The organism is Plantibacter sp. Mn2098 (genome assembly GCF_049319745.1).
GTDB lineage: Bacteria > Actinomycetota > Actinomycetes > Actinomycetales > Microbacteriaceae > Plantibacter.
Window position 1 is genome coordinate 280158 of sequence record NZ_JBMOUH010000007.1, and the last position, 21906, is coordinate 302063.

Annotated in this window: 19 protein-coding genes; 7 read left to right on the forward strand and 12 right to left on the reverse strand. The window is 69.9% G+C overall.

Features of this window, described 5'->3' with window-relative positions; translation table 11 throughout:
- Nucleotides 1-55 precede the first annotated feature (55 nt).
- Nucleotides 56-2329, reverse strand: a complete 2274-nt coding sequence (locus ACL9RL_RS12890) for a DEAD/DEAH box helicase (protein ID WP_422780655.1) — start codon at nt 2327-2329, stop codon at nt 56-58.
- A 68-nt stretch (nt 2330-2397) separates the two neighbouring features.
- Nucleotides 2398-2874 carry a VOC family protein gene (locus ACL9RL_RS12895; protein WP_422780656.1) on the reverse strand — a complete coding sequence of 159 codons (477 nt, stop codon included), beginning with the start codon at nt 2872-2874 and terminating at the stop codon, nt 2398-2400.
- 159 nt (nt 2875-3033) lie between these two features.
- Between ACL9RL_RS12895 and ACL9RL_RS12900 the strand changes: the two genes are divergently transcribed.
- Entirely contained in the window at nt 3034-3441 is a 408-nt protein-coding gene (locus ACL9RL_RS12900; RefSeq protein ID WP_422780657.1) for a VOC family protein, read from the forward strand.
- 30 nt (nt 3442-3471) lie between these two features.
- Here the strand turns inward: ACL9RL_RS12900 and ACL9RL_RS12905 are convergent, their stop codons facing one another.
- Together ACL9RL_RS12905 and ACL9RL_RS12910 are read right to left on the reverse strand one after the other, a co-directional pair.
- Nucleotides 3472-4215, reverse strand: a complete 744-nt coding sequence (locus tag ACL9RL_RS12905; RefSeq protein WP_422780658.1) for a helix-turn-helix domain-containing protein — start codon at nt 4213-4215, stop codon at nt 3472-3474.
- Between the two features lie 82 nt (nt 4216-4297).
- A complete protein-coding gene (locus ACL9RL_RS12910; RefSeq protein ID WP_422780659.1) occupies nt 4298-5107 on the reverse strand; it encodes a Ku protein in 810 nt (269 codons plus the stop codon).
- 106 nt (nt 5108-5213) lie between these two features.
- Between ACL9RL_RS12910 and ACL9RL_RS12915 the strand changes: the two genes are divergently transcribed.
- Nucleotides 5214-7865, forward strand: coding sequence for an ATP-dependent DNA ligase (locus ACL9RL_RS12915; RefSeq protein ID WP_422780660.1), 2652 nt, complete (start codon nt 5214-5216; stop codon nt 7863-7865).
- Nucleotides 7866-7950: 85 nt separating this feature from the next.
- On the opposite strand, the gene ACL9RL_RS12920 is transcribed toward ACL9RL_RS12915, so the two are convergent.
- Nucleotides 7951-8994 carry an LLM class flavin-dependent oxidoreductase gene (locus ACL9RL_RS12920; protein ID WP_422780661.1) on the reverse strand — a complete coding sequence of 348 codons (1044 nt, stop codon included), beginning with the start codon at nt 8992-8994 and terminating at the stop codon, nt 7951-7953.
- A 130-nt stretch (nt 8995-9124) separates the two neighbouring features.
- Nucleotides 9125-10369, reverse strand: a complete 1245-nt coding sequence (locus tag ACL9RL_RS12925; RefSeq protein WP_422780662.1) for a MalY/PatB family protein — start codon at nt 10367-10369, stop codon at nt 9125-9127.
- A 127-nt stretch (nt 10370-10496) separates the two neighbouring features.
- Here ACL9RL_RS12925 and ACL9RL_RS12930 point away from each other — a divergent pair, with 127 nt between their 5' ends.
- Together ACL9RL_RS12930 and ACL9RL_RS12935 are read left to right on the forward strand one after the other, a co-directional pair.
- The gene (locus tag ACL9RL_RS12930; RefSeq protein WP_422780663.1) at nt 10497-10964 is read left to right on the forward strand and encodes a hypothetical protein; all 468 of its coding nucleotides are present in this window, start codon (nt 10497-10499) and stop codon (nt 10962-10964) included.
- Nucleotides 10965-11098: 134 nt separating this feature from the next.
- Nucleotides 11099-11560, forward strand: coding sequence for a DUF3817 domain-containing protein (locus ACL9RL_RS12935; RefSeq protein ID WP_422780664.1), 462 nt, complete (start codon nt 11099-11101; stop codon nt 11558-11560).
- 70 nt (nt 11561-11630) lie between these two features.
- On the opposite strand, the gene ACL9RL_RS12940 is transcribed toward ACL9RL_RS12935, so the two are convergent.
- From ACL9RL_RS12940 to ACL9RL_RS12950, 3 genes are read right to left on the reverse strand one after another with little or no spacing between them, the layout of a single operon-like run.
- Nucleotides 11631-14396: an RCC1 domain-containing protein gene (locus tag ACL9RL_RS12940; protein ID WP_422780665.1), complete on the reverse strand. Its 2766-nt coding sequence runs from the start codon at nt 14394-14396 to the stop codon at nt 11631-11633.
- On the reverse strand, nt 14393-14965 hold the full coding sequence (locus ACL9RL_RS12945; protein ID WP_422780666.1) for a S26 family signal peptidase: 573 nt from the start codon (nt 14963-14965) through the stop codon (nt 14393-14395). The genes ACL9RL_RS12940 and ACL9RL_RS12945 overlap by 4 nt, the downstream gene beginning before the upstream one ends.
- A 4-nt stretch (nt 14966-14969) precedes the next feature.
- Nucleotides 14970-15692 carry a hypothetical protein gene (locus tag ACL9RL_RS12950; RefSeq protein WP_422780667.1) on the reverse strand — a complete coding sequence of 241 codons (723 nt, stop codon included), beginning with the start codon at nt 15690-15692 and terminating at the stop codon, nt 14970-14972.
- A 178-nt stretch (nt 15693-15870) separates the two neighbouring features.
- Between ACL9RL_RS12950 and ACL9RL_RS12955 the strand changes: the two genes are divergently transcribed.
- On the forward strand, nt 15871-16854 hold the full coding sequence (locus tag ACL9RL_RS12955) for an acetylxylan esterase (protein ID WP_422780668.1): 984 nt from the start codon (nt 15871-15873) through the stop codon (nt 16852-16854).
- 24 nt (nt 16855-16878) lie between these two features.
- On the opposite strand, the gene ACL9RL_RS12960 is transcribed toward ACL9RL_RS12955, so the two are convergent.
- Nucleotides 16879-17712, reverse strand: a complete 834-nt coding sequence (locus tag ACL9RL_RS12960) for an alpha/beta hydrolase (RefSeq protein ID WP_422780669.1) — start codon at nt 17710-17712, stop codon at nt 16879-16881.
- Nucleotides 17713-17835: 123 nt separating this feature from the next.
- Here ACL9RL_RS12960 and ACL9RL_RS12965 point away from each other — a divergent pair, with 123 nt between their 5' ends.
- Nucleotides 17836-18801 (forward strand): NAD(+)/NADH kinase, encoded by a 966-nt coding sequence (locus ACL9RL_RS12965; protein ID WP_422780670.1) that lies wholly within the window; start codon nt 17836-17838, stop codon nt 18799-18801.
- A 60-nt stretch (nt 18802-18861) separates the two neighbouring features.
- On the opposite strand, the gene ACL9RL_RS12970 is transcribed toward ACL9RL_RS12965, so the two are convergent.
- Both ACL9RL_RS12970 and ACL9RL_RS12975 read right to left on the reverse strand, forming a co-directional pair.
- On the reverse strand, nt 18862-19647 hold the full coding sequence (locus tag ACL9RL_RS12970) for a siderophore-interacting protein (RefSeq protein WP_422780671.1): 786 nt from the start codon (nt 19645-19647) through the stop codon (nt 18862-18864).
- A 207-nt stretch (nt 19648-19854) separates the two neighbouring features.
- Entirely contained in the window at nt 19855-21003 is a 1149-nt protein-coding gene (locus ACL9RL_RS12975; RefSeq protein ID WP_422780672.1) for a permease prefix domain 1-containing protein, read from the reverse strand.
- Between the two features lie 354 nt (nt 21004-21357).
- On the opposite strand from ACL9RL_RS12975, the gene ACL9RL_RS12980 reads away from it, so the two are divergent.
- Nucleotides 21358-21747: a hypothetical protein gene (locus tag ACL9RL_RS12980; RefSeq protein ID WP_422780673.1), complete on the forward strand. Its 390-nt coding sequence runs from the start codon at nt 21358-21360 to the stop codon at nt 21745-21747.
- The last annotated feature ends 159 nt before the right edge of the window (nt 21748-21906 follow it).

The window sequence follows — 21906 nt, forward strand, 5'->3', positions numbered from 1 at the left end:
CCTCACACGACGAGGAGCTGGCCCGCTCCTCGGAGCGCCCGGCCCATCGGACCCGTCAGGCGACGATGGCCAGGGTGAACGGCAGCACCGCACCGACGCCAGCCCGCCGGAGCAGCCGCCCGGCGACCGTCAGCGTCCATCTGCTGTCCGCACGGTCGTCGACGAGCAGCACCGGCCGACCGGCGTACGGTTCGAGCGAGGCGGCGAGTTCCGGGCCGACGGCGAACGCATCCCACACTCCGGCCAGACGATAGGCGCTGTTGCCGCCCGGTCCTCCTTGCGGGCCCGGCCCGTTGAGATCGAGCGCGCCGAGGTACGGCAGTCGGCCGAGACCAGCGATGCCCCGCGCCACCGAGTCGACCAGCTGAGGCTTCGACCGGGACGGAACGCTCACGACGGCGACCGGACGCTCCGCCCATCCCCAATCGCCGAGCACACGCGCGCAGGCGTCGAGCACTGAGCGTTCGACGGGCGCATCGACGGCTTCAGCGGCGAAGAGCGTCCGCAGGACACCACCCCAACCGAGATCGGTGAGCCTCGCGAGCGCGCGACCGGACTCGATGCGGTCCGACACGGCGATCTTGCCCTTGACCGGCGAGCCGTCCGATGTCACTCCGAGCCGGTCGGCGCCCGTCGGCCATTGCGCCCGCGGTTCGAGTTCGACCCCGACCCGTCCGAGTGCCGTCGACGCGGAAGCCGCGGCCGCCTCGTCGAGGTCGCTGCGGTACCACGCGGTCGTGCAGTTGTCGCAGCGCCCGCACGGCGCGGCCGTCTCGTCGTCCAGATCCCGCTGGAGGAGCGCCATCCTGCAGTCCGTCGTCCGCTCGTAGGCGAGCATCGACTGCTGCTCGGCGACACGAGCCTGCGCGATGCGTTCGTACCGTTCCCGGTCGTAGTACCAGGGCCGTCCGGTGGCGATCCACCCGCCGGTGACGCGTTGGACAGCGCCGTCGACGTCGAGGACCTTGAGCAGCAACTCAAGCGGAGTCCGTCTGAGATTGACGCGCGCCTCAAGCGCCGGCGTCGACAACGGTTGGTCGCCGAGCGCCTCGAGGACCGCTGCCGCCCTGGCTTCGTCCGGCATGGAGGAGGTCGCGAAGTACTGCCAGATGTCCTCGTCCTCGATGCCGGGCAGCAGGAGGACGTCCGCGTCGTCCGTCGCACGGCCGGCGCGACCGACCTGCTGGTAGTACGCCACGGGCGAGGACGGTGCACCGAGATGGATCACGAACCCGAGGTCCGGCTTGTCGAAGCCCATGCCGAGTGCGCTCGTCGCGACGAGCGCCTTCAACCGGTTCTCCTTGAGCAGGCGCTCGGACTCCTCCCGTTCGTCCGGATCGGTGCGTCCCGTGTAGGACCGGACGTCATGGCCGGCCTCGCGGAGGAGACGGGCGGTGTCCTCGGCGGCTGACACGGTGAGCGCGTAGATAATGCCGCTCCCCCGCAATCCGCCGAGATGCGTGAGCAGCCAGGTCAACCGTTCGCGGGAGTCGCGGAGACGGAGCACCCCGAGACGCAGCGATGCGCGTGCGAGCGACCCGCGGATCGTGAGCACCTCGGATGGACGGGCGGCCGCTGCATCGGCGCTGCTTCCCGCCTCCACGGCGCGACCGGGCGCACTCAACTGCTCCGCGACATCGGTCACGACGCGCGCGTTGGCCGTCGCGGTCGTCGCGAGCACTGGCACCCCGGCAGGCAGGGCGCGGATGAGATCGGCCAAACGACGGTAGTCCGGGCGGAAATCGTGGCCCCAGTCTGAGATGCAGTGCGCCTCGTCGACGACGAGCAGGCCGGTCCGGTCGATGAGGTCGGGTAGCTGCTCCTCACGGAACCGCGGGTTGTTGAGGCGCTCGGGCGAGACGAGGAGCACGTCGACCTCGTCGGCCGCGAGCGCGGCACGCACGTCGTCCCACTCGTGCAGATTGGCAGAGTTGATGGCGACCGCGCGGACCCCTGCCCGAGCGGCAGCTGCGACCTGGTCGCGCATCAACGCGAGCAGCGGGGAGACGAGCAGCGTCGGCCCTGCACCGCGGCGACGCAGCAGCAGCGTCGCGATGAAGTACACCGCAGACTTGCCCCAACCGGTGCGCTGCACCACGAGCGCTCGGCAGCGGTCGTCGACGAGGGCCAGGATCGCTTCGAGCTGGCCGTCGTGGAACTCGGCGGTCGGCACACCCGTGAGCGCACGCAGCGCTCCTACCGCCTCTACACGGCTGGCGCTGCCCTGGCCGGTCGGACTGTTCTGCACTGCCGGGTTGTTCCGCACTGCCGGATTGCTCTGCTCTGCCGTGTCGCGCTGTTCGGTCGTGTCGTTCTCCGCGGCTGCCATCCGTCCAGTCTTGCAGGCACCACCGACGTGTGCTTCGTCTGCGCCGCCCAGCCGTGCGTCCGGAACCGTCAGCGTCCGTCTGCTGCCGCCCGCAACGCCGCGATGTCGAGCTTCGACATCTGCAGCATCGCCTGCATGGTGCGTCCGGCGCGTTCCGGATCAGGATCGGTCATGAGCGTCGGGAGCACCGCTGGAACGATCTGCCAGGACAGTCCCCACCGATCCTTCAACCACCCGCACTGCGAGGGTTCGCCTCCGTCTGCGATGAGTGCGTCCCACAACCGGTCGATCTCCTCTTGCGTCTCGGCCGCGACGTAGAACGAGACCGCCTCCGTGAAATGGAACGTCGGGCCGGCGTTCATCGCCTGCACACGCATCCCGCCGATCTCGAAGTCGACGACCATCACCGACCCGGCTTGCCCCGGGGAGTCCCCGCCGTAGTACGAGGTCGCCAGGATCCGCGAGTCGGGGAAGAGCGAGACGTACAGTTTCGCCGCCTCCTCCGCCTCCGTGTCGAACCAGAGGAACGGGCTGATCGTCTGCATGATGCACTCCTTCGTGCGGGGACGTCTGACGGCGTGGACCTCGATGCCACGCCGATGCGCCCCATGCTAGACCCGCGATCCGGTGACGGCGAGGGGTGGACATCGGAGGATGTCCGATTCGTTCATGACCGGATCGGCTGTGCCGCCTAGCCTTGCCGTATGGAACTGAAACTCGACCTCTTCGGCTACGTCGTCACCGACATGGCCGCCACCCTCGGCTTCTACCGCTCGCTCGGCCTCGACATCCCAGCGGAGGCCGACGCCGAACCGCACGTCGAGATCACCCTCCCTGGCGGCCTGCGCCTCGCGTGGGACACGACCGACGTCATCCGCTCCTTCGACCCGGAGTGGACGCAGCCGACGGGCGGACACCGCTCGAGCACTGCCTTCCTGTGCGACAGCCCGGCCGCCGTGGACGCCGCCGTCGCAGAGCTGCGCGAGGCCGGGCACACCATCCACCACGAACCCTGGGATGCGTTCTGGGGTCAGCGCTATGCGACCGTGCTCGACCCGGACGGCAACCCTGTCGACCTGTTCGCCGCCCTCGAGACGCCGCAGGCCGGCTGAGCCAACGAGCCGGGTGTCACACGTCCCGGATCATGCCGCCCTCGTCATCCACCGGCTCGGGCCGACACCCGCGAACCGGGTGAACGCACGGGAGAGGTGCGACTGATCGGCGTAACCCGCCATCGCGGCGGTCGCGGCGAGCGGTGTCCCGACGGCCAACAACGACGTCGCCTGCTGGAACCGCAGGATCGCATCGAGCGTCTTCGGACCGTAGCCGAACGCCGTGAGGCTCTTCCGCTGCAACTGCCGGGCCGAGTAGCCGACGGCGGACGCGACGTCTGCGACCGGCATCCCGCTGCGCAGGAATCGAGGAACGCTCAGGAGCGGATCAGACCGGAACAGGTCGTCGAGGTCGGTCGGCAGGCTGTCTACGACGAAGCGTTCAAGTGCCGCGCCAGGCTCCGAGGAGCGACTGTCTGCGCCAGCCGCACCTTCCGCGGCGAGCGCATCGGCGAGCCTCCTCGCCCGACCATCTCCGGCGAGCGCCGCGAGATCAACGACTCGACCGGTGAGATCGGCCGCGGAGACGCGGAAGAGGATCGGTGCGAGGCCGGGTGGGAGGCGCAGGCCGATCGTGTGTCCTTCCCCGGCAGACGTGACCTGTCGGCGGTCGAGGTCTGGCCCGGACACGATGAGGGCGCCGTCGGACCAGATGACGTCCATGCATCCGTCCGGGAGGATGCTCGTGGTGACGTCCTGAGCGTGCGAGGACGCCCACAGCGTCGCGCCGGCGATGTGCGATCGTGTCTCGCTGTACCGGGTCGTCGGTTGCATCAGTTCAGGATGTCACGCGCAGCGGGGGTGCAGCGACGCACGACGGTGGATGCTTGGAGCCACACACCAAGCAATGCCCACGTCACGCCGTCGCACTGTCGCCACCGGCTCTCGTCCGCTCGACGCTCCGGCGCAGCGCCTCCATGAGGTCGATCGTCTCGCCCCCTCCGTCGTCCTCGGCCTGGATGCCGAAGGTGGCGTCCGTGTCGAGGGCGTCGCCCTGTTCGAGCTTGGCTTCGATCAGCTGTCGCAGCTGCGTCTGGTATTCGTCGGTGAAGGCGTCGGGGCGGAAGCGGGAGGAGAACGACTCGACGAGCGCCTCCGACATCTCCAGTTCCTTCGCCGAGATCCGCACGGTGTCCTCGAGCGCAGGGAACCTGGCCTCCCGGACTTCGTCGTCCCACAGGAGCGATTGCAGCATGATGACGTCGCCGCGGACCCGCAACGCTCCGAGCCTGGTCTTCTGCCGGAGGGCGAATCGGACGATCGCGGTCCGATCGGTCGCTTCGAGGGTGCGCCGGAGGAGCACATAGGCCTTCGACGAACTCCCGTCAGGTTCCAGGAAGTAGCTCCGGTCGAACATGATCGGGTCGATCTCGTCGCTCGGGACGAACTCGACGACCTCGACCTCCCTGCTCCGCTCCGCCGGCAGCGCCGCGAAGTCCTCCTCGGTGAGGACGACGGTCTGCTCGCCGTCGTCGTACGCCTTGTCGATGTGGTCGTAGGTGACGACCTTGCCGCACACCTCGCATCGCCGCTGGTAGCGGATGCGTCCGCCGTCCTTGTCGTGCACCTGGTGCAGGGCGATGTCGTGGTCCTCCGTCGCGCTGTACACCTTCACCGGCACGTTCACGAGCCCGAACGTGACCGCACCCTTCCAGATCGCTCTCATCGACGCACACCTCCTTGCGGTTCTGGACACACACCTGCGGTTCAGTACACACCCGCGCACCTGTCAAGGGGTAGCCCTTGCGGTGCAAGCGGGCGATGCTCGTCCCATGCCGAAGGACACGAAGGGGCAGCTGGTGTCGATCGACGGACACCGCCTGCGCCTGACGAACCTCGACAAGGTCATGTACCCGGAGACGGGGACGACCAAGGGCGAGGTGCTCGCGTACTACGCCGCCGTCGCCCCGGTGATGCTGCCGCTCGTGATGGATCGTCCGGCGACGAGGAAGCGCTGGGTGCACGGGGTCGGGACCCCGGACGCGCCTGGGCAGGTGTTCTTCCAGAAGAACCTCGACGCGTCGACGCCCGGTTGGGTGAAACGGCGCACGATCGAGCACAGCGATCACTCGAACGAGTATCCGCTCGTCAACGATCTCGCGACGCTCACCTGGTTGGGCCAGGTCGCGGCGATCGAGATCCACGTCCCGCAGTGGCGTTTCGGGCGCGGTGGGGCGAGGCGGAACCCGGACCGGTTCGTCCTCGACCTCGATCCGGGTGACGGCGCTGGTCTCGCCGAGTGCGTCGAGGTCGCCCGGCTGGCTCGCACACTGCTGCAGGACATGGGTCTCGACCCGGTGCCGGTGACGAGCGGGAGCAAGGGCATCCACCTGTACGCGGCGCTCGACGGGACCCACACAGCCGAGGAGATCTCCCTCGTCGCCCACGAGCTCGCACGCGCGCTCGAAGCGGACCATCCGGAGCTCGTGGTGAGCGATATGAAGAAGACGCTGCGCACCGGCAAGGTCTTGGTGGACTGGAGTCAGAACAACGGGGCGAAGACGACGGTCGCCCCGTACTCCCTCAGGGGACGGTTCCGACCCACGGTGGCAGCGCCGCGGACGTGGCGGGATCTTGAGGACCCCGACCTGGCGCAGTTGGAACTCTCGGAGGTGGTCCGGCTGGTGGAGGCCGGAGCGGAGCCGATGCATGATCTGGTGGAACGTGCCGCGTTGGCCTCCCGCCGGTCGGCGCAGACGACTTCGGCTTCACGCACGGCGCCGACGTCGGCGCCGGTCCCAAGCACCGGCGCGGCGGCGGCGGATCGTCTCGTCGCCTACCGCAGCAAACGCGACGCCAGCCGCACGCCTGAGCCGGTGCCGACGCCTGACGCCGAGCCATCGGATGCGGAACAGTCCGTGGATGCACCCGTTGAACCGTCCGGCCAGAGCTTCGTCGTCCACCGCCACGACGCGAGCCGCCTCCACTTCGACCTCCGGCTCGAACACGACGGCGTCCTCGTCTCCTGGGCGCTCCCCAAGGGGGTCCCGACCGACCACACCCACAATCACCTCGCGGTGCAGACCGAGGACCATCCGATCGAGTACGGCTCGTTCGAGGGCGTCATCCCCAAGGGCGAGTACGGAGCCGGTTCGATGGAGATCTGGGACACCGGAACGTACACGCTCGAGAAGTGGCGGTCCGACGAGGTGATCGTCACCCTGCGCGGTGAGGACGGCGGCGGGCTGGGCGGGGACCGGCGGTTCGCGCTCATCAGGACGGGTGGTGAATCCGGCAAGCAGAACTGGCTCATCCATCTGATGAACCCGGCTGATGATGCCGGCGGCGTGCGCACCACCGGCACACACGTCCCCGGCTCGCACCGGGCCGGAGCCCGCCCGCCCAGGGAGGCGCACGGTCACCGACAGCCGCTGGGTCCGCCGGCGCGCTCGATCGTGAACGGCGCGGGAAGCACAACGGGGTCACGCGGCATCGCCCCCATGCTGGCTTCAGCCGGGTCGACTCTCGACATCGACGCTGAGTCCGACTGGGCGTTCGAGATGAAGTGGGACGGCATCCGCGCGATCGCGAACGTCGATGCCCGCACGGGCGTCGTCCACCTCACGAGTCGGAACGGGAAGGACCTCACCCCCGGCTATCCGGAGATCGTCGAAGCACTCCTGCTCGACGCCGACGCCGTTCGGACCGCTGACGGCCGCCGAGTCGACGCCGTCACGTTCGACGGCGAGATCGTCGCGCTCGACGGCACCGGCCGGCCGGATTTTGCGCGGTTGCAGCAGCGGATGCACCTGACCGCTCCGGCGGACGTCGAGCGGGCCATGGCGCGGACCCCCGTCCGCTACCTCGTGTTCGACGTGCTGGAAGTGAACGGCGACGACCTCACGTCGTCGGTCTACACGGATCGCCGAGCCGTCCTCGAACGACTCGTACCGGCCGGGGACGCAGGCTGTGTGCTCGTCCCTCCCGCCTTCGAGGGCGATCTGCGCGGGGCGATCGACACGAGTCGTGAACTCGGGCTCGAGGGTGTGGTCGCGAAGGAACGCGACTCCCGGTATCGGCCGGGCCGCCGGAGCGGGGCGTGGGTCAAGATCAAGCATCTGCGGATGCAGGAGGTCGTCATCGGCGGGTGGCGGCCGGGCAGAGGCCGTCGGGACGGTGTGGTCGGCTCGCTCCTGATGGGGGTGCCGGACGAGGACGGTCTGCACTACGTCGGGCGGGTCGGGACGGGGTTCCGCGAGCAGCAGCTCGTCGAGCTGACCACACGATTCGCGGCGATCCAGAACACGACATCCCCGTTCCACGATGTGCCGGCGGCCGATGCCTCCGACGCGCACTGGATCACGCCGACACTCGTCGGGGAGGTCACCTTCGCGGAGTGGACCTCGGACGGCCGTCTGCGCCAACCGTCGTGGCGCGGCTGGCGCCCGGACAAGTCGCCCGACGACGTCGCCATCGAGTCCTGAGCCGGCACGCCGCGAGGGGAGGCGTATGGTCCTCCAGACAGGGGCCTGGAGGACCATACGCCTCCTCTCACGCGGGTGGGACGGGTCAGGCGTCCTGCTCGAGGGCCCGGCGCACACGCGGCACGACTTCGGTGCCGTACAACTCGATGCTGCGCATGATCTGCTCGTGCGGCAGCGTGCCGTTGCTGACCTTCAGGTCGACGCGAGAGAGCCCGAGACCGCGGATCGCCGTGACGAGCTTCGCAGCGACGGTCTCGGGCGAACCGGCGAACAAGGCGCCGTCGGGCCCGGTCTCGTCCACAAAACGCTCGTGGCTCATCGGTCCCCAGCCGCGTTCACGGCCGATGCGGTCCACCATGACCGAATAGTGCGGCCACAGCTGTTCGCGCGCCAGATCGTCCGTTTCGGCGATGTGACCCGGCGAGTGCATGCCCACCGGCTGCTCCGCGATCTGGAACTGGGCGAGCGCACGGTGGTAGAGGTCGACGAACGGCGCGAAGCGCAGCGGGCCTCCACCGATGACCGCGAGCATCAACGGCAGCCCGTACCGTGCTGCGCGGACCACCGACTCGGGGCTGCCGCCGACACCGACCCACGTCTTGAGTGTCCCCGACTCCACCCGCGGGTAGACCGACTGACCGGTGAGCGCGGCGCGAGTATTGCCTGACCAGGTGACGGGCTCCTGCTTGAGCAACTCCGCGAAGAGGTCGAGCTTCTCATCGAACAGCTCCTCGTAGCGGCCGAGTTCGAGCCCGAACAGCGGGAACGACTCGGTGAACGACCCACGGCCGAGGATGACCTCCGCACGCCCGCCGGAGAGCCCGTCGAGCGTCGAGAACCGTTGGAAGACCCGCACCGGGTCATCGGAGCTCAGCACGGTGACGGCTGAACCGACATGGATGCGCTCGGTGCGCGCCGCGATCGCGGCGAGGACGACCTCCGGCGCCGACACGGCGAAGTCCTCGCGGTGGTGTTCGCCGATCCCGATGAAGTCGAGCCCGACCTCCTCGGCCCGAACGCCCTCGTCGACGAGGTTGCGCAGGACCTGCGCCTGGGAGATCGGCGCTCCCGCCGCATCGACCGTCACGTCACCGAAGGTGTCGATCCCGAACTCGACCTGCTGTGTCATCGCCCTGCCCTGCTTTCCCAATTCTTATGCGTTTGCATGATTACGTGGAACGCTGTGCCGTGCGACGGCATTCCCGAACCACAGGATCGGCCACATCGACAGACCGGCAGACGCCCGCGGATCGACCGGTTCACCCCTCGATCGGCGTCAGCACCTCGCCGAACCGGCGTAGGATCTCGGCCAGCACGGGCGTCGGCGTCGCGAGGTTCAGGCGGACGTGCCCTCTCCCATCTGCGCCGAACGTCGGGCCGCTGTTGGTGAGCACCGCTGTGCGCTCGTAGAGGAACGCGGCCGGGTCCTCGCCGACGCCATAGGCGGACAGGTCGAGCCAGGCGAGGTACGTCCCCTCGATCGGTGCACGACGGGCGGCGGGCAGCTTCTCCGCGAGCGCGGCGTCGAGCACGGCCACGTTGCCCTGCAGGTACGACCGCACGGCGTCGAGCCATGCCTGGTCGGCACGGAACGCCGCGGTGTTCGCGAGGATGCCGAGGATCGACGCCCCGTGGCTCTCGATCCGGCGGATGCCCTTCCAGACGCCCCGGTCGGCGTCGGAGCTCACGATGAGCTGGGCGCATTTCAGCCCGGCGACGTTCCACGCCTTGGACGCGGACGTCGATGTGAGCGCCACACGCGCTGCGGCATCGGACACGCTCGCGAACGGCACGTGTTGGTTGCCGAAGAGCGTCAGGGGCGCGTGGATCTCATCGCTGAACACCCGAGCGTCGGCCGCGTCGACGACCTCGGCGAGCGCCGAGAGCTCATCCGGACGGTACACCTTGCCGCCAGGGTTGCCCGGATTGGCGAGGACGACGAGATCGGCTCCCGCCGCGAGATGGTCGGCGATCGCGTCGAGGTCGAGGCTGAAGCCGCCGGCCTCGTCGCGCAGCATCGACACCTCGATGACCTCGCGTCCGAGCGCTGGGGGGACGAAGAGGAACGGCGGATACGCCGGCGTCGGCACGATGACGGGCGCTCCGGGCTTCGAGAAGTATTCGATCGCGAGTTCGAGGCCGGCGATGACGTCTGCGATGGGCGCGATGTCCGCCGGGTCGACCCGCCACCCCGTGTTCCGCAGGTACCACTCGGATGTCGCGTCGGCGAGGTCGTCGACGATCGACGGCGGGGCGTAGCCGAATCGGTAGCGCGCAGCGGCGTCATCGAGGGCCGCCAGCACCTCCGGCGCGGTGCCGAAGTCCATCTCCGCGACCCACGCGCCGATGGGGTCGGCTGCGTCCGGGCCACCGGCGTGCACGGCGCCGCTCGACGGGTTCAGGCCGCCTGGTGCCGCGTGCCCCGCGACGGACCATTTCCGGGTCCCCCTGGATCGCAGTTCCGCCGCCGTCACGGCATCCCAGCCATCCGAGAGTCCAACCACGATCCATCACCTCCGCGGGCGTCGTTCGCGCCCGGTGACAACGCTACCCGGGCCTGCGGTGCAACTGCGCAGCGTCCTCTCAGGACGAAACATGACGTCGGGCCGGGATCGTGCCACAGTTGTCTCCATGCGCAGCTCGCTGACGGCGGCATCACGGATCGCCCGCCGCAAGAGGATCGTCCAGTTGCTCGCCGCCACGAGCGGGATCGTGCTGTGCTGCGCCGCGTTGACGGCGTGCGATCCTCCGCCCTCCGATGCCGTCGCAACCGCGCCGGCCGTCGTCACGTTCGAGGTGGCGGGTCAGGGCGAGTACTCGATCGAGCTGACGACCGACGCGCTCGTCGCCCACGTGGTCGGGCTGATGAACGGCGGCACGGAGGGCACGATCCCGCTCGGCAAGGTGGAACGCGGCGACGGCGGCGTCAACAAGCCGTGGTCGTGGCACATCGACCCGAAGACGCTCGAGTTCGCTGACGTCGCGATCGAGGTGTGCGACGGTCTTCCGCAGCACGTGGAGGACGGAACGGTCACGTCCGAGTACTACTGCCCGTGGAATGCGAAGGTCGTGGAGCTGCGCTCGCTGCCGCACTCCTGACGGGCTCGGGCAACGTCTCGGCGCCGTCTGAACGGCATCGAGGCCGAGACCGGACGGGTTCGCCGATTGGGCGGCACGGCGCGGCCCTGCGATCATGGAAGACCGCCCGATCTCGGACGTCTGGAGTTCCGCTCGTGTCACCCCGCATTTTCTTCCGCACCGTCGCCATCGCCGAAGCCGTCACCTGGACGCTGCTGATCATCGGCCTGATCCTGAAGTACGTCGTGGACGCCGGTGATCTCGGCGTGCGGATCGGCGGATCGATCCACGGTTTCGTCTTCCTCGTCTACGCGGCCTCGGCCGTGGTGGTGGGGCTCAACCAGCGCTGGTCCGTCCCGACGATCGCCGCCGGTGTCGCGAGCGCCGTCATCCCCTACGCCACGATCCCCTTCGACGTGTGGGCCGACCGCACCGGACGGCTCGACGGCGCGTGGCGGATCGAGCAGACGGACGATCCCCGTGACGCCAGGTGGTTCGACCGGACCCTGCGCTGGTTCCTCGGGCACCCGGTCGTGTTCGGGGCGATCTTCGTCGTCGGCGTCGTTGTAGTCTTCAGCGCACTGCTCGTCGGCGGACCGCCGGTCCCGAAGGGCTGATCGGACCCCGGCCGGGCAGGATGCGCCTGCCGCGCACGGCACGGCACACGGCCGGGCGCACGGCGCACGACTACTTGGTGATCTCCGCGGTGAGCGGCCATCGTACGCCGAGAACACCGGCCAGGTCGGTCCCGAGCTGCAGGCACAACCGCTCGGGAGCGGCGCCGGCGGCCATCGACACGACCTTCCCCGGTGCGATCCGGATGTCCCAGCCGTCCACGATCCTCGTCGACGCCGACACCCCGGCCGCCGAACACGAGGGCGGATTGAGGTAGGCGGAGTACAGCAGCACGGCGGCTCGTCTCGGACGGACGGGCGCCGCCTGGTCGCCGACGACACCACCGGCGGAATCCGAGGTGCTCACCCGCGGCGCACCGGCATCGGTCACCCAGTTCCGCAGATCCTCCCAGCCCTCGGCGAGGATGATGCGCTCGCTCGGCACCGGGTCTGCGTAGCCGTTCGCGAGCCAGTTGGCGTTGTTGGGCACACCGACCGTACCGTCGGCGTCGTAGTAGTAGCTCCCGGCGTTGTAGCCGGTGTACAGCGCATCCTTCGGCGAATCGGCGGTCATCGCGGTCTCGAAGGTCAACGTCCACACACGTGGGGCGTCGACGCGCACGAGCGGTGAGAGCAGCTGCGCGCCCGGCACGGGGAGGTGGGCGACCCCGCCATCGATGCTCGCGCCGCCCGACGGCGTCCACGCGTCGAGCGGGAGGACCTGCCGATGCTCGCCGCTCGCGTTCGACCAGGTCAGCACGGCGTTCCGGTAGTCGCTCCCCGGGATGTCCCTCCCGGTGTTGAAGGCGAACCGCATCGCCCCGAACGAACCGCCGTACGCCTCGCCCCCGCCGATGCCGCGCTGGACCCATGCCCCGAGCGTCGGCCACACCGCCGGAGCGGTGATCCCCGTCTGGGACACGGAGGCCCCGTCGACGAGCAATGACACCCTCGTCGAGGTGAGCGCCGCAGCTTCCGCAGCGGTCAGACGGCCCTCGAACACGACCGCACCGTCGCGGATCAGGGTCACCGCGGATCCGATGGCGGTGAGCGAGAGCCCGACGACCTCTGCGCCGACCTCGCCGACGCTCGAATACAGCACACGGTCGACACCGCCGACCGACGCCACGAGGTCGATGCGCCCGTCGTCCACCGAGCGGAAGGTCGCCTGCAGACGATTGGCGCCGTCGTCGCGGATGGCGAGGCTCGCGGCCGCGCTCGCCGAGCGCTGCACGTTCATCGTCGTTGTGAGGGTCACGTCCGCCGTCGTCGCGTCACGGGACGTCCGTCCCTCGCCGATGAGCTGTTCGACCCTGCCGCCCGTTCCGAGTTGCCCGAGCGCGTTCGCACCCCAGGTGTACAGGCCGCCGTCGCGCGTGACGGCGGCGCCGAAGCCGCTGCCGCCCGCTGCCTGCCTGACCCCGGCCAGACGCGGCTGGGACGGTCCGGGAGCCTGGCCTGGCGCCTGCACGCCAGCGGCGACGGCGATGGGAGCAGTGATGGGCGCTGTGACAGATGCATCGGCCGCGCCCGTCCCCGTCTGGATCCCGGAGCCGGCCGCATACAGCCGGTCGTCGGTCGTGACGAAGAGCGCAGGAGCACTCGAACCGGTGCGCACCGCGCGGACGGGCGGCACCGACACCGCCTCGGCGAGCGTCTTGCCGTTCCCCCATACGAACGCTCGACCGGACGAGTCGACCACCGACAGGTAGAGCCCGGCAGAGACGTCGACCACGTCTCGCAGCCAGACACCGCCCTGCGCTCCGCCCGGGATCCACTTCGGCACGGCGGACGAGGACCCCACCGTCGAACCGGTCGTCCCGTTGCCCATCTCGCCGCTGTTGCCATCGCGGTTGCCCCAGACGAGCGGCATCCGATCGCTCGTGACGGCGAGCGCGAACCCCAGATCGACGCTCACCGAGGTGATCCCAGTGAGATAGGCGCCGCCCTGGTCCCCCGCCACGAGACGCTTGGGGACGGCCGTCCGCACCCCGTTGAGCACCGCGTTGCCGCTCCCCCAGCCGTACACCGCACCATCGGCCGTCCGCACGAGCACGGTGCCGCGCCAGGAGTCGACGGACGCCTGCACGATCCCGCCGAGCCAGGTCCCGCCCTGTTCGCCGCCTCCCACCCGCACGGGGACGGGCGCCCGGCGACCGTCCCCGGAGGACCCGTCGCCGAGACTCCCCCAGTACCCCGAACCCCAGACGTACACGGAGCCGTCCCGTGCGACGGCGACCGAGACGTTGTCGCCGGCGGCGACCTGCGCGATGCCGGACAGCATCCGTGTGCCGGCAGTGCTCCCCGTGCCACCGCCAGAACCACCCCCGGCTCCTGCCTGTGCTCCGGCACGCACCTGCACCGGCACACTCGACCCAGCGAACAATCCCGTGCCGAGCTGCCCATCGGCTCCGGAACCGAAGGCGTATACGCTGCCGTCATCGGTCAGGATGAGCGAGTGCCTGACCCCGGCGGCGACCTGGACGACGGACAGCTCCGATGCTGCGGCCCACTGCACGGCTGCTGCGCCGATCGAAGCGGATCCGTCCAGATCGCCGGTGTTCCGCAGCTCCACCTCCGTGTAGACCGTCGAGCCGGGGACGACCGACGCGCCATCGACGACGGGCAGTTCGGTCGAAGCGCCCCAGGCGTCCGGCAACTGCTCCCACGGCGTCCACGCCCCGGCGCCCTGCTTCGACTGGGGTGTGAACGATCCCGTCGTCACACCGGAGTCAGCGATGCTCGCCCCGCTCGACCACCCGGCCCACGCGACACCGCCGCCGCTCGCGAGCGCGAGCACAGCGGTGAGCGCGACGACGACGGCGAGACGCCGCCTCATGCTGTCGGCGCCCCCGCCCGCCGACGCCCGGAGCCAGGCCACCAGTACCAGGTCACACCGGCCGCCAGCAGCACCGTGAGCACGCCGATGAGCCACGGCTGACCGAGCATCGCGCCGACGACGTAGCCGGCGCCCGGCATACTGCCGATGAGCAGCTGCACCCGCGTCACGGTGTAGCTCGACGCGTCGGGGCCCGGGTTGGCGTCGCCCTGCAGGGTGAGGACGGCGGCATCGCTCGCCGCCGTCTCGGATTCCTGCGCAGAGCCCTGGCCCGGTTCGGGTTCCGCCGTCGCCTGCGGCGCGATCGCGACGATGCGGTGGGTCACCGGCAGCTGCCCCGGCCGTGCGACCGTCACCACATCGCCCGGTTCGACGAGTGCGACGTCGCGTTCGATCGTCAGCCCGAGCGAGCCTCGTGGGATCGTCGGTTCCGTCGAACCGGTCGCGAAGGCGAACACCCGGACGCCGAACAGGAGCGACAGCGCAAAGAGGACGATGCTCACGGCGCCGACAACGGCTGCGGCGGTCAGGAGCCAGCCGGGACCTGGCCGGCGTCGACGCGTGCGCACCCGGTCAGTTGACAACTTCGTTCGCGACGAGGTCGTAGACGAACCCTCCGGACGTCTTCATCAGTTCCGGACGGTTGTTGTAGGCCGAGTCGGCCATCGACAGTCGCAGGCAGACGGTCGACACCGCTCCCGGTGCGGTGGTCGCGGCCTCGGCCAGCACGAGCTGACGCCCGGCGGCGACGGCCGGCGCCGCATCGGCCGCAGTGGCCTTGGCACCCTTCGAGAGCAACAGTCGAGCCGGGACGAGTTCGGCTCCCCCTGCGGCGCAGCTCGACGCGTTCGTGACGTCGTACAGCTCGTAGGACAGCCCGTCGAGCAGGGCGGTGCTGCTGCCCTCCTTGACCCCGGCCGCGCTCAGCACGCCGTTGGCCTGCCAGGATCCGGCGGTCGTGCGGACGAGGAAGGTCGAGTACAGGTCGATGCCGGGCTTGAGGGTCTGCGATGCGCCCGTGAACCGGATGGTCTGCGCGGTGTTCGGGCCGGTGCCGGTTGCAGCCTTCCACCTCCCTCCGGCGTCGACGGAGAGTTCCACGCCGAACTCGCCGGCGCTGAGCGTCGGGGTGGCGACGGTGGCGCCGGTCGTCCAGGCCGCGAGGGTGACACCGGCTCCGGCGACGAGGATCGTGCCGCCGGCGAGGAGCGCCTTGATCCGGTCGCGGGTGACTCGCGCGGAGCGTCCAGTGACAGCGGAAACGGTGGCTGACGGATCCGATTGCTGCTCTGACATCATTTCCCCAACACCTGTAGTCGATCTCGAACCCCACGAGCATAGCGAAAATCCGCGGTCGATGTCCCCCAGAAGGGGGATACATTCCGCGGGCGTGTCGCACACCGAATCGACATGTGGAACACTGGCGACGAGCCCCCGTCCAGGCGCCGACCCGCCGACCGACCAGAAGGATCCCATGGCGTTCACCGACCTCCCCATCGACGCCCTGCGCGCGCACCGGAGCACCCAGACCGATCCGGCCGACTTCGACGACTTCTGGGCCGGCACCCTCCACGAGGCCAGACTCGCGGGCGAGGGCATCAGCCCCGTCGTCACACTCGTCGAGACGGAGCTGACCACGATCGACACCTTCGACGTCACGTTCCCCGGCTTCGGCGGCCAGGACGTCAAGGCCTGGCTCCGGGTGCCGCACGGGCACGACGGGCCGCTCCCCGGCATCGTCCAGTACGTCGGATACGGCGGCGGACGGGGCCACGCGCTCGACAACCTCGTGTGGGCGTCGGCTGGGTTCGCGCACCTGCAGATGGACACACGCGGACAGGGCTCCGGCTGGTCGGCCGGCGACACGGCGGACGACGGCCCGGCCGGCCCGCAGGTCCCCGGCATGCTCACACGCGGCATCCGCTCGAAGGAGGACTACTACTACCGCAGGCTCATCACGGACGCCGTGCGCGCCGTCGACGCGATGCGCACCCTCCCGCAGGTGCGGGCGGACGCCGTCGGCGTCTTCGGTCAGAGCCAAGGCGGCGGACTCGCGCTCGCCGTCGCCGGGCTCGTCGACGACCTCGCCGCACTGGTCTCCTGGGTGCCGTTCCTGTGCGACTTCCCCCGCGCGACCGTCATCACCGATGCGACGCCGTACCGTGAGGTCGCGGACTACCTGCGCGTCCACCGCGACGAGATCGAGCAGGCGCACCGCACGCTCTCCTACTTCGACGGGGTGAACTTCGCCAAGCGGGCGACGGCGCCTGCACACTTCTCGGCGGCGCTGATGGACGAGGTCTGCCCTCCGTCGACCGTGTTCGGCGCCCACAACGTGTACCGCGGCGAAGCGTCGATCGACGTCTGGACGTACAACGGCCACGAGGGCGGCGGCTCGATCGACATCGAACGAGGGATCGCCTTCCTGCGCGAGCGCACAACACCGGAACCCGCGTAGACGAGCCGGGGACGCCCGCGCGACTCAGCCGAAGAAGTCGGCGAGCGCACGGGTGATCTCCGTGCGCGCCTCGGTGTGATCGATCGTGGCCGTGCCGTCCCCCGGCTGGAGGCCGTAGTCGCCGAAGCTCGCGTGGTTGGCCCCGGCGATGCTCACCATCGTCGCGTCCGCCGGCAGCAGGTGTCGCGCGCCGGCGACCTTGTCCGGGGTGCTCAGGCCGTCGTCGGTCCCGGCGATGCTGAGCACCGAGAGGTCGGAACCAGACAGGTCGTTCGCACAGTAGCTGCCGAACAGGACGAGCCCGCGGACCGCCGGGCTCTGGTCGGCATCGCCCGCGAGCTGGCACGCGCGCACGCCGCCGAGCGAGTGCCCGCCGACGTACCAGTCCTCGACATCGGGCGCGGCGGCGGTGAAGGTGCTGAGCGGGCGCTGATCGAAGAACGCGAGGTTGAGGGTGGGTTTCGTGATGACGACCGCCAGCCCCTCCTGCGCAACGACGCCCGAGAGCACACCGAGGTAGGCGTATGGGTCGACCTTGGCGCCCGGGATGAACACCAGGCCGTCGTGCGCTGCTGCGCCCGTCCGGAACCCGGGCGCTCGATCTGTCGGTTGCAGCAGCACCGCATCGCCGACATCGGTCACGGTGACTGCCGGATCCTCCCACACGGCGAGCGCGGCGGATCGCGTTCCCTGCATCACGATCTGCGTCCAGACGACGAATCCGATGAGCACCACCAGGATCACGGCGACGACGGCGACCGTGATCGCCCTGGCCCGCCCTCCGCGTCCCCACGGGCCGCCTCGTCTGCCGTCCGGTCCCGTGTGCCCGTCGGCGGATGCTCCCGTGTGTGCGCTCATGCCTCCATCCTGCCTCGGAACGGGCGTCGATGGGATACGGGACGACTCGGTGAAGCGCACCGGGACGATCCCCCGGGCGCAGGCGGCCGGGCAGCTGTCAGGGCGGACGTTTATGCTTCAACGGTGACCACCACGATCGGACTCATCACCCACCCCACGAAGAACATCGACGATTCCGTGCGCATCCTCCGCGCCTGGCAGCAGGCGAACGGCGCACGACTCGTCGGATTGACGTCGGAGGCGTCGAGGCTCGGCGACGACGTCGAGCTGCTCGAGGAGGACGATTTCGCAGCCCAGGTCGACGTCGCGGTCGCGATGGGCGGAGACGGGACGATGCTGGGCGCGATGCGCACGCTCGCCGGCCGGTCCGCTCCCGTGCTCGGGGTCAACTACGGCAATGTCGGCTTCCTCGTCGAGGTCGAACCCGCCGGGCTCGCGCAGGCGCTCGAACGGGTCAACAACAAGGACTTCTCGATCGAGCCGCACCACGGCCTCGAGGTGACGATCGCCGCGGAGGGCACGGTCAACCATCTCCTCGCGTTCAACGACGTGTCCATCGCCAGGCGACCAGGCACCGGGGTCGTCCTCGCGGACCTCGCGGTCGACGGCACGGCGTACGGCTACTTCAAGGCGGATGCCATCGTCATCGCCACCCCGACCGGGTCGACGGCCTACAACTACGCGGCCGGCGGACCGGTGCTCTCCCCGGCCGTCGCGGCAACCGTGGTGACGCCGGTGGCGCCGATGTCCGGTATCGCCCGGTCCATCATCCTCGGTCCGTCGGAGCGCCTGCAGTTCACGATCGGCACCGCCACGAAGTCGGCGGCGCTCGAGATCGACGGGCGTGTGCTCGCTGATGTCGGCAGCGGTGCGGTCATCACGGTACGGCTCGTCAGGGACGCCGCCAACGTCGTCCGGCTCGACCCGAGCAGGCACTCCCGCAAGGGGCGGCTGAAGCTCAGCCTGCTCGACCTGCCGTTGCGTCGCGATCAGCTGCTGGAGCTCGTGCCGCCGGACATCCGCGCGCAGGTCGAACGACCCTCCAGGGTGCGTCGCAGCCGGGCGAAGTCGTCCGACCCGTCGCACTAGCCCCGCGCGGACCGGGGAATCACACCACCGGTCGCACCGGGTGTGCGACCGGTGTCACGATCATGCCGGGAGGATGACGCCGATCGGCTCGCGCTTCTCGGCCTGGAACCGGTCCTCCGTGCGCCCGGCGGCCCAGTAGCCGGAGAGCGACAGTTGCGTGCGTTCGAGACCGCGCTGCGTGATGAACACGTCGCGGAGCGCCTTCATCGACTCGCGCTCGCCGTGGGCGAAGACCTGGACCCGTCCGTCGGGCCACGGGTACGCGGTGATGGCGGACGCCAGGAGCGACGGGGTGCCCTCGCCGCGTTCGCCGCGCCCGACCCAGATGATCTGCACGCCACCTGGCGCGACGAGATCGATCACGTCGTCCGTGCCGCCGATCTCGAGGAAGGCGAGACCCGTTGCATCGGCCGGGAGCGCTTCGAGGGCGGCCGCGATGGCCGGCGTGGCGGATTCATCGCCGACGAACAGGTGCCAGTCGGCGCTCGCGTCGGGCTTGTACGCGCCGCCCGGGCCCGCGAACACGACCCGGTCGCCGGGTTTCGCCGTCGCGGCCCACGGCCCGGCGAGGCCCTCGTCCCCGTGGACGACGAAGTCGATGTCGATGGCCCGTGCAGCCTGATCGACGCGACGCACCGTGTACGTGCGCGTCACCGGGAGATCCTCCGGCGCGAGCCGCTCCTTGAGCGCCTGGACGTCGTACGGCGGTTCGAGGCCGAGCTCCGGCTTGGCGAAGAAGATCTTGACGTACGCGTCGGTCGCGTCCTTGGCCTGGAAGTCTGCGAACCCGTCGCCGCCGAGCGTCAGGCGCACGAGGTGCGGGGTGACCAAGGCGGATCGCTGCACCTCGAGGATGGTCTGCGGACGCTGCGGTCGCGGGCTGTGCTGCGCTTGCGGAGTGTGCTGCGCTTGCACTGCGGGAGTCGTGGCGCCCGTGGCAGGCACAACAGCGGGCAAAGCGGCGCTGGTTGCGGCGGATTCAGGAGCTGGAGTCTGGTTCGCATTCATAGGTGCTTCCATTCTCACCCGAGGCGCGACCGCGCGTCCGGACTCTCAGCGATTGGTACGTTCCGTGACGTCCCTCGCCCCGCGGATGCCGCGGACGAAGCCCTGCACGACGTCGAGCAACCCGAGCACGGCGACCGCGGAGACGATCACCCAGGTGAGCCCACCGACCGGGGAGGCGCCGTACGACCAGCCGATCGCGGAGAAGAACGCCGGGTTCAGCAGCTGCCCGCTCACGAGCAGGACGACGACGGGCACAACGAACAGGACGGCGAGCACGGCGTTCGCACACGCCTGCGGGATCCCCCAGCCGACGTAGTACGCGAGCAGGTCGAACCAGATCCGGGAGATCGCGATGGCGACGAGCAGATACAGCGCCCCCGACTCCCACAGGGCCGGTGCGATGAGCGGCACCGGACGCCCGGCGGTGTCGATGACCGGACTGAACTCCTGCGACAGCACGAGCAGGCTCGCCAGGAACGCCGTGAGCGTCACCCCGCCGATGAGCAGCCCGAAGTCGACGCGTTCGGTCGAGGTGTCCTGCAGCGCCTCCAGCGTCCATCTGCGCCTCGACTGCCCACCACCCGTGTCCGCCCGAGGCAGGATGCGCTCGACGACCGCGAACCCGAGCGTCGTCCAGAACAGGACGTGCACGGTGATCGTGACGGTCGCGACGAATGCGCCGCCGAGGGCGGTCATCGGCCCGCGCCCGGTGAGGAATCCGATACCGGCGATGAGCAGGAAGATGAGCGGGACGATCGAGGACAGCACGACCGTCATGAGCTTGCGCCAGTCGAAGTAGAGCGCTGGGCCGATGAGCTGGAAGGAGTGGTTGGTGTACGCGGCCGCGAGTCGGTCCGGGTCGCCCAGTTCGGTCAGGACCTCCCGTTCCGCAGCTGCAGAAGCGGTCAGCTCCCCCGCCGCCCAGCCTGCTTCGAGGCGGGCGTCGACGGCATCCGCGATCGACGCGCGCAACTCCTGATCGACGCGTTCGCGCTGCCGGGTGGGGATGCCGCGCAGTGCTTCACGCACGTACCGGTCGGTGAGGTCGGACAGCACCGGTGACCCGCCGTGATCGCGGCCGGACGACGTCGAGGTGCTCTGCGCGGGATTCTGCGCGGGATTCTGCGGAGGATGCTGCGCAGGATTCGACGCGGAGTTCGACGATGCTGCGCTCGTCGGCAGGGGCGTGGTCATGTGCGTCCTTCAACGTTCAGGATGGCCTCGTCCGCCCGGCCCCGTCGGTCGGCGGGGCTGCGGGTGATCGAACGGGCGCACGAGCGGTCGATCGGCACACTGGTGGCGTACCGTCGGCCGCCGTGGGCGAGAACTCGCAACACTAGTGTGCGCCATGGGCGGGTCACAAGCCGATTCGGCACGCAGAATGCCGGTCGCGCCGCGCACGCGTCCGGCGGCATGTCCCGGACGAGGCGACCGCGGTCGCAGTCGCTGCAGCCGGACGCATCTTCACCGCGTCGGCTGTCCTATCGACCGGCCAGCTCGACGACGGGTGTGGACGAACCTCCAGCCCGGCGCTGGCATACTGGAGGGATGGGAACGATGGCTGGCTGGTATCCGCACCCGGACGACGCCACGAAGGAACTGCACTTCGACGGCACGCAGTGGGGCGAATCCCGCGTCCTCCGGTTCGAGCGCAACAAGCCGGCTCAGACCGAGGCCGCCGGTTGGTACCCCCACCCGGACGATGACGGCAGCCGCGTCGAGTTCAACGGCAAGACCTGGACGGGCACCCGTGTCCTCGAGGACGACAACGGTGCGACCATCACGAGCGACGACGGCAGTGCGCCCGTCGTGCAGCTCGCAGCCGAGGCGCCGGAGAACCCGTCATGGGTCATGGCCAAGCGACTGCTGGCCTTCGGTCCGCTCCTCGCCATCGCCGCCGTCGGCATCATCGCGATCCTGTCGCAGAACCCGTCCTGACCCGCACGCGGTCCTCAGTAGACGACTCCGCCCGCCGACGCGGGATGCGCAGCGCGATGCGCTCGCGCGAGCGCGCACGAACGACGTGAGAGAGGGGGCGGGTGGGCCCCCTCTCCCGTCCACGCTAGGTCCTGGTTGGTATACCCCGCGACCAGGAAG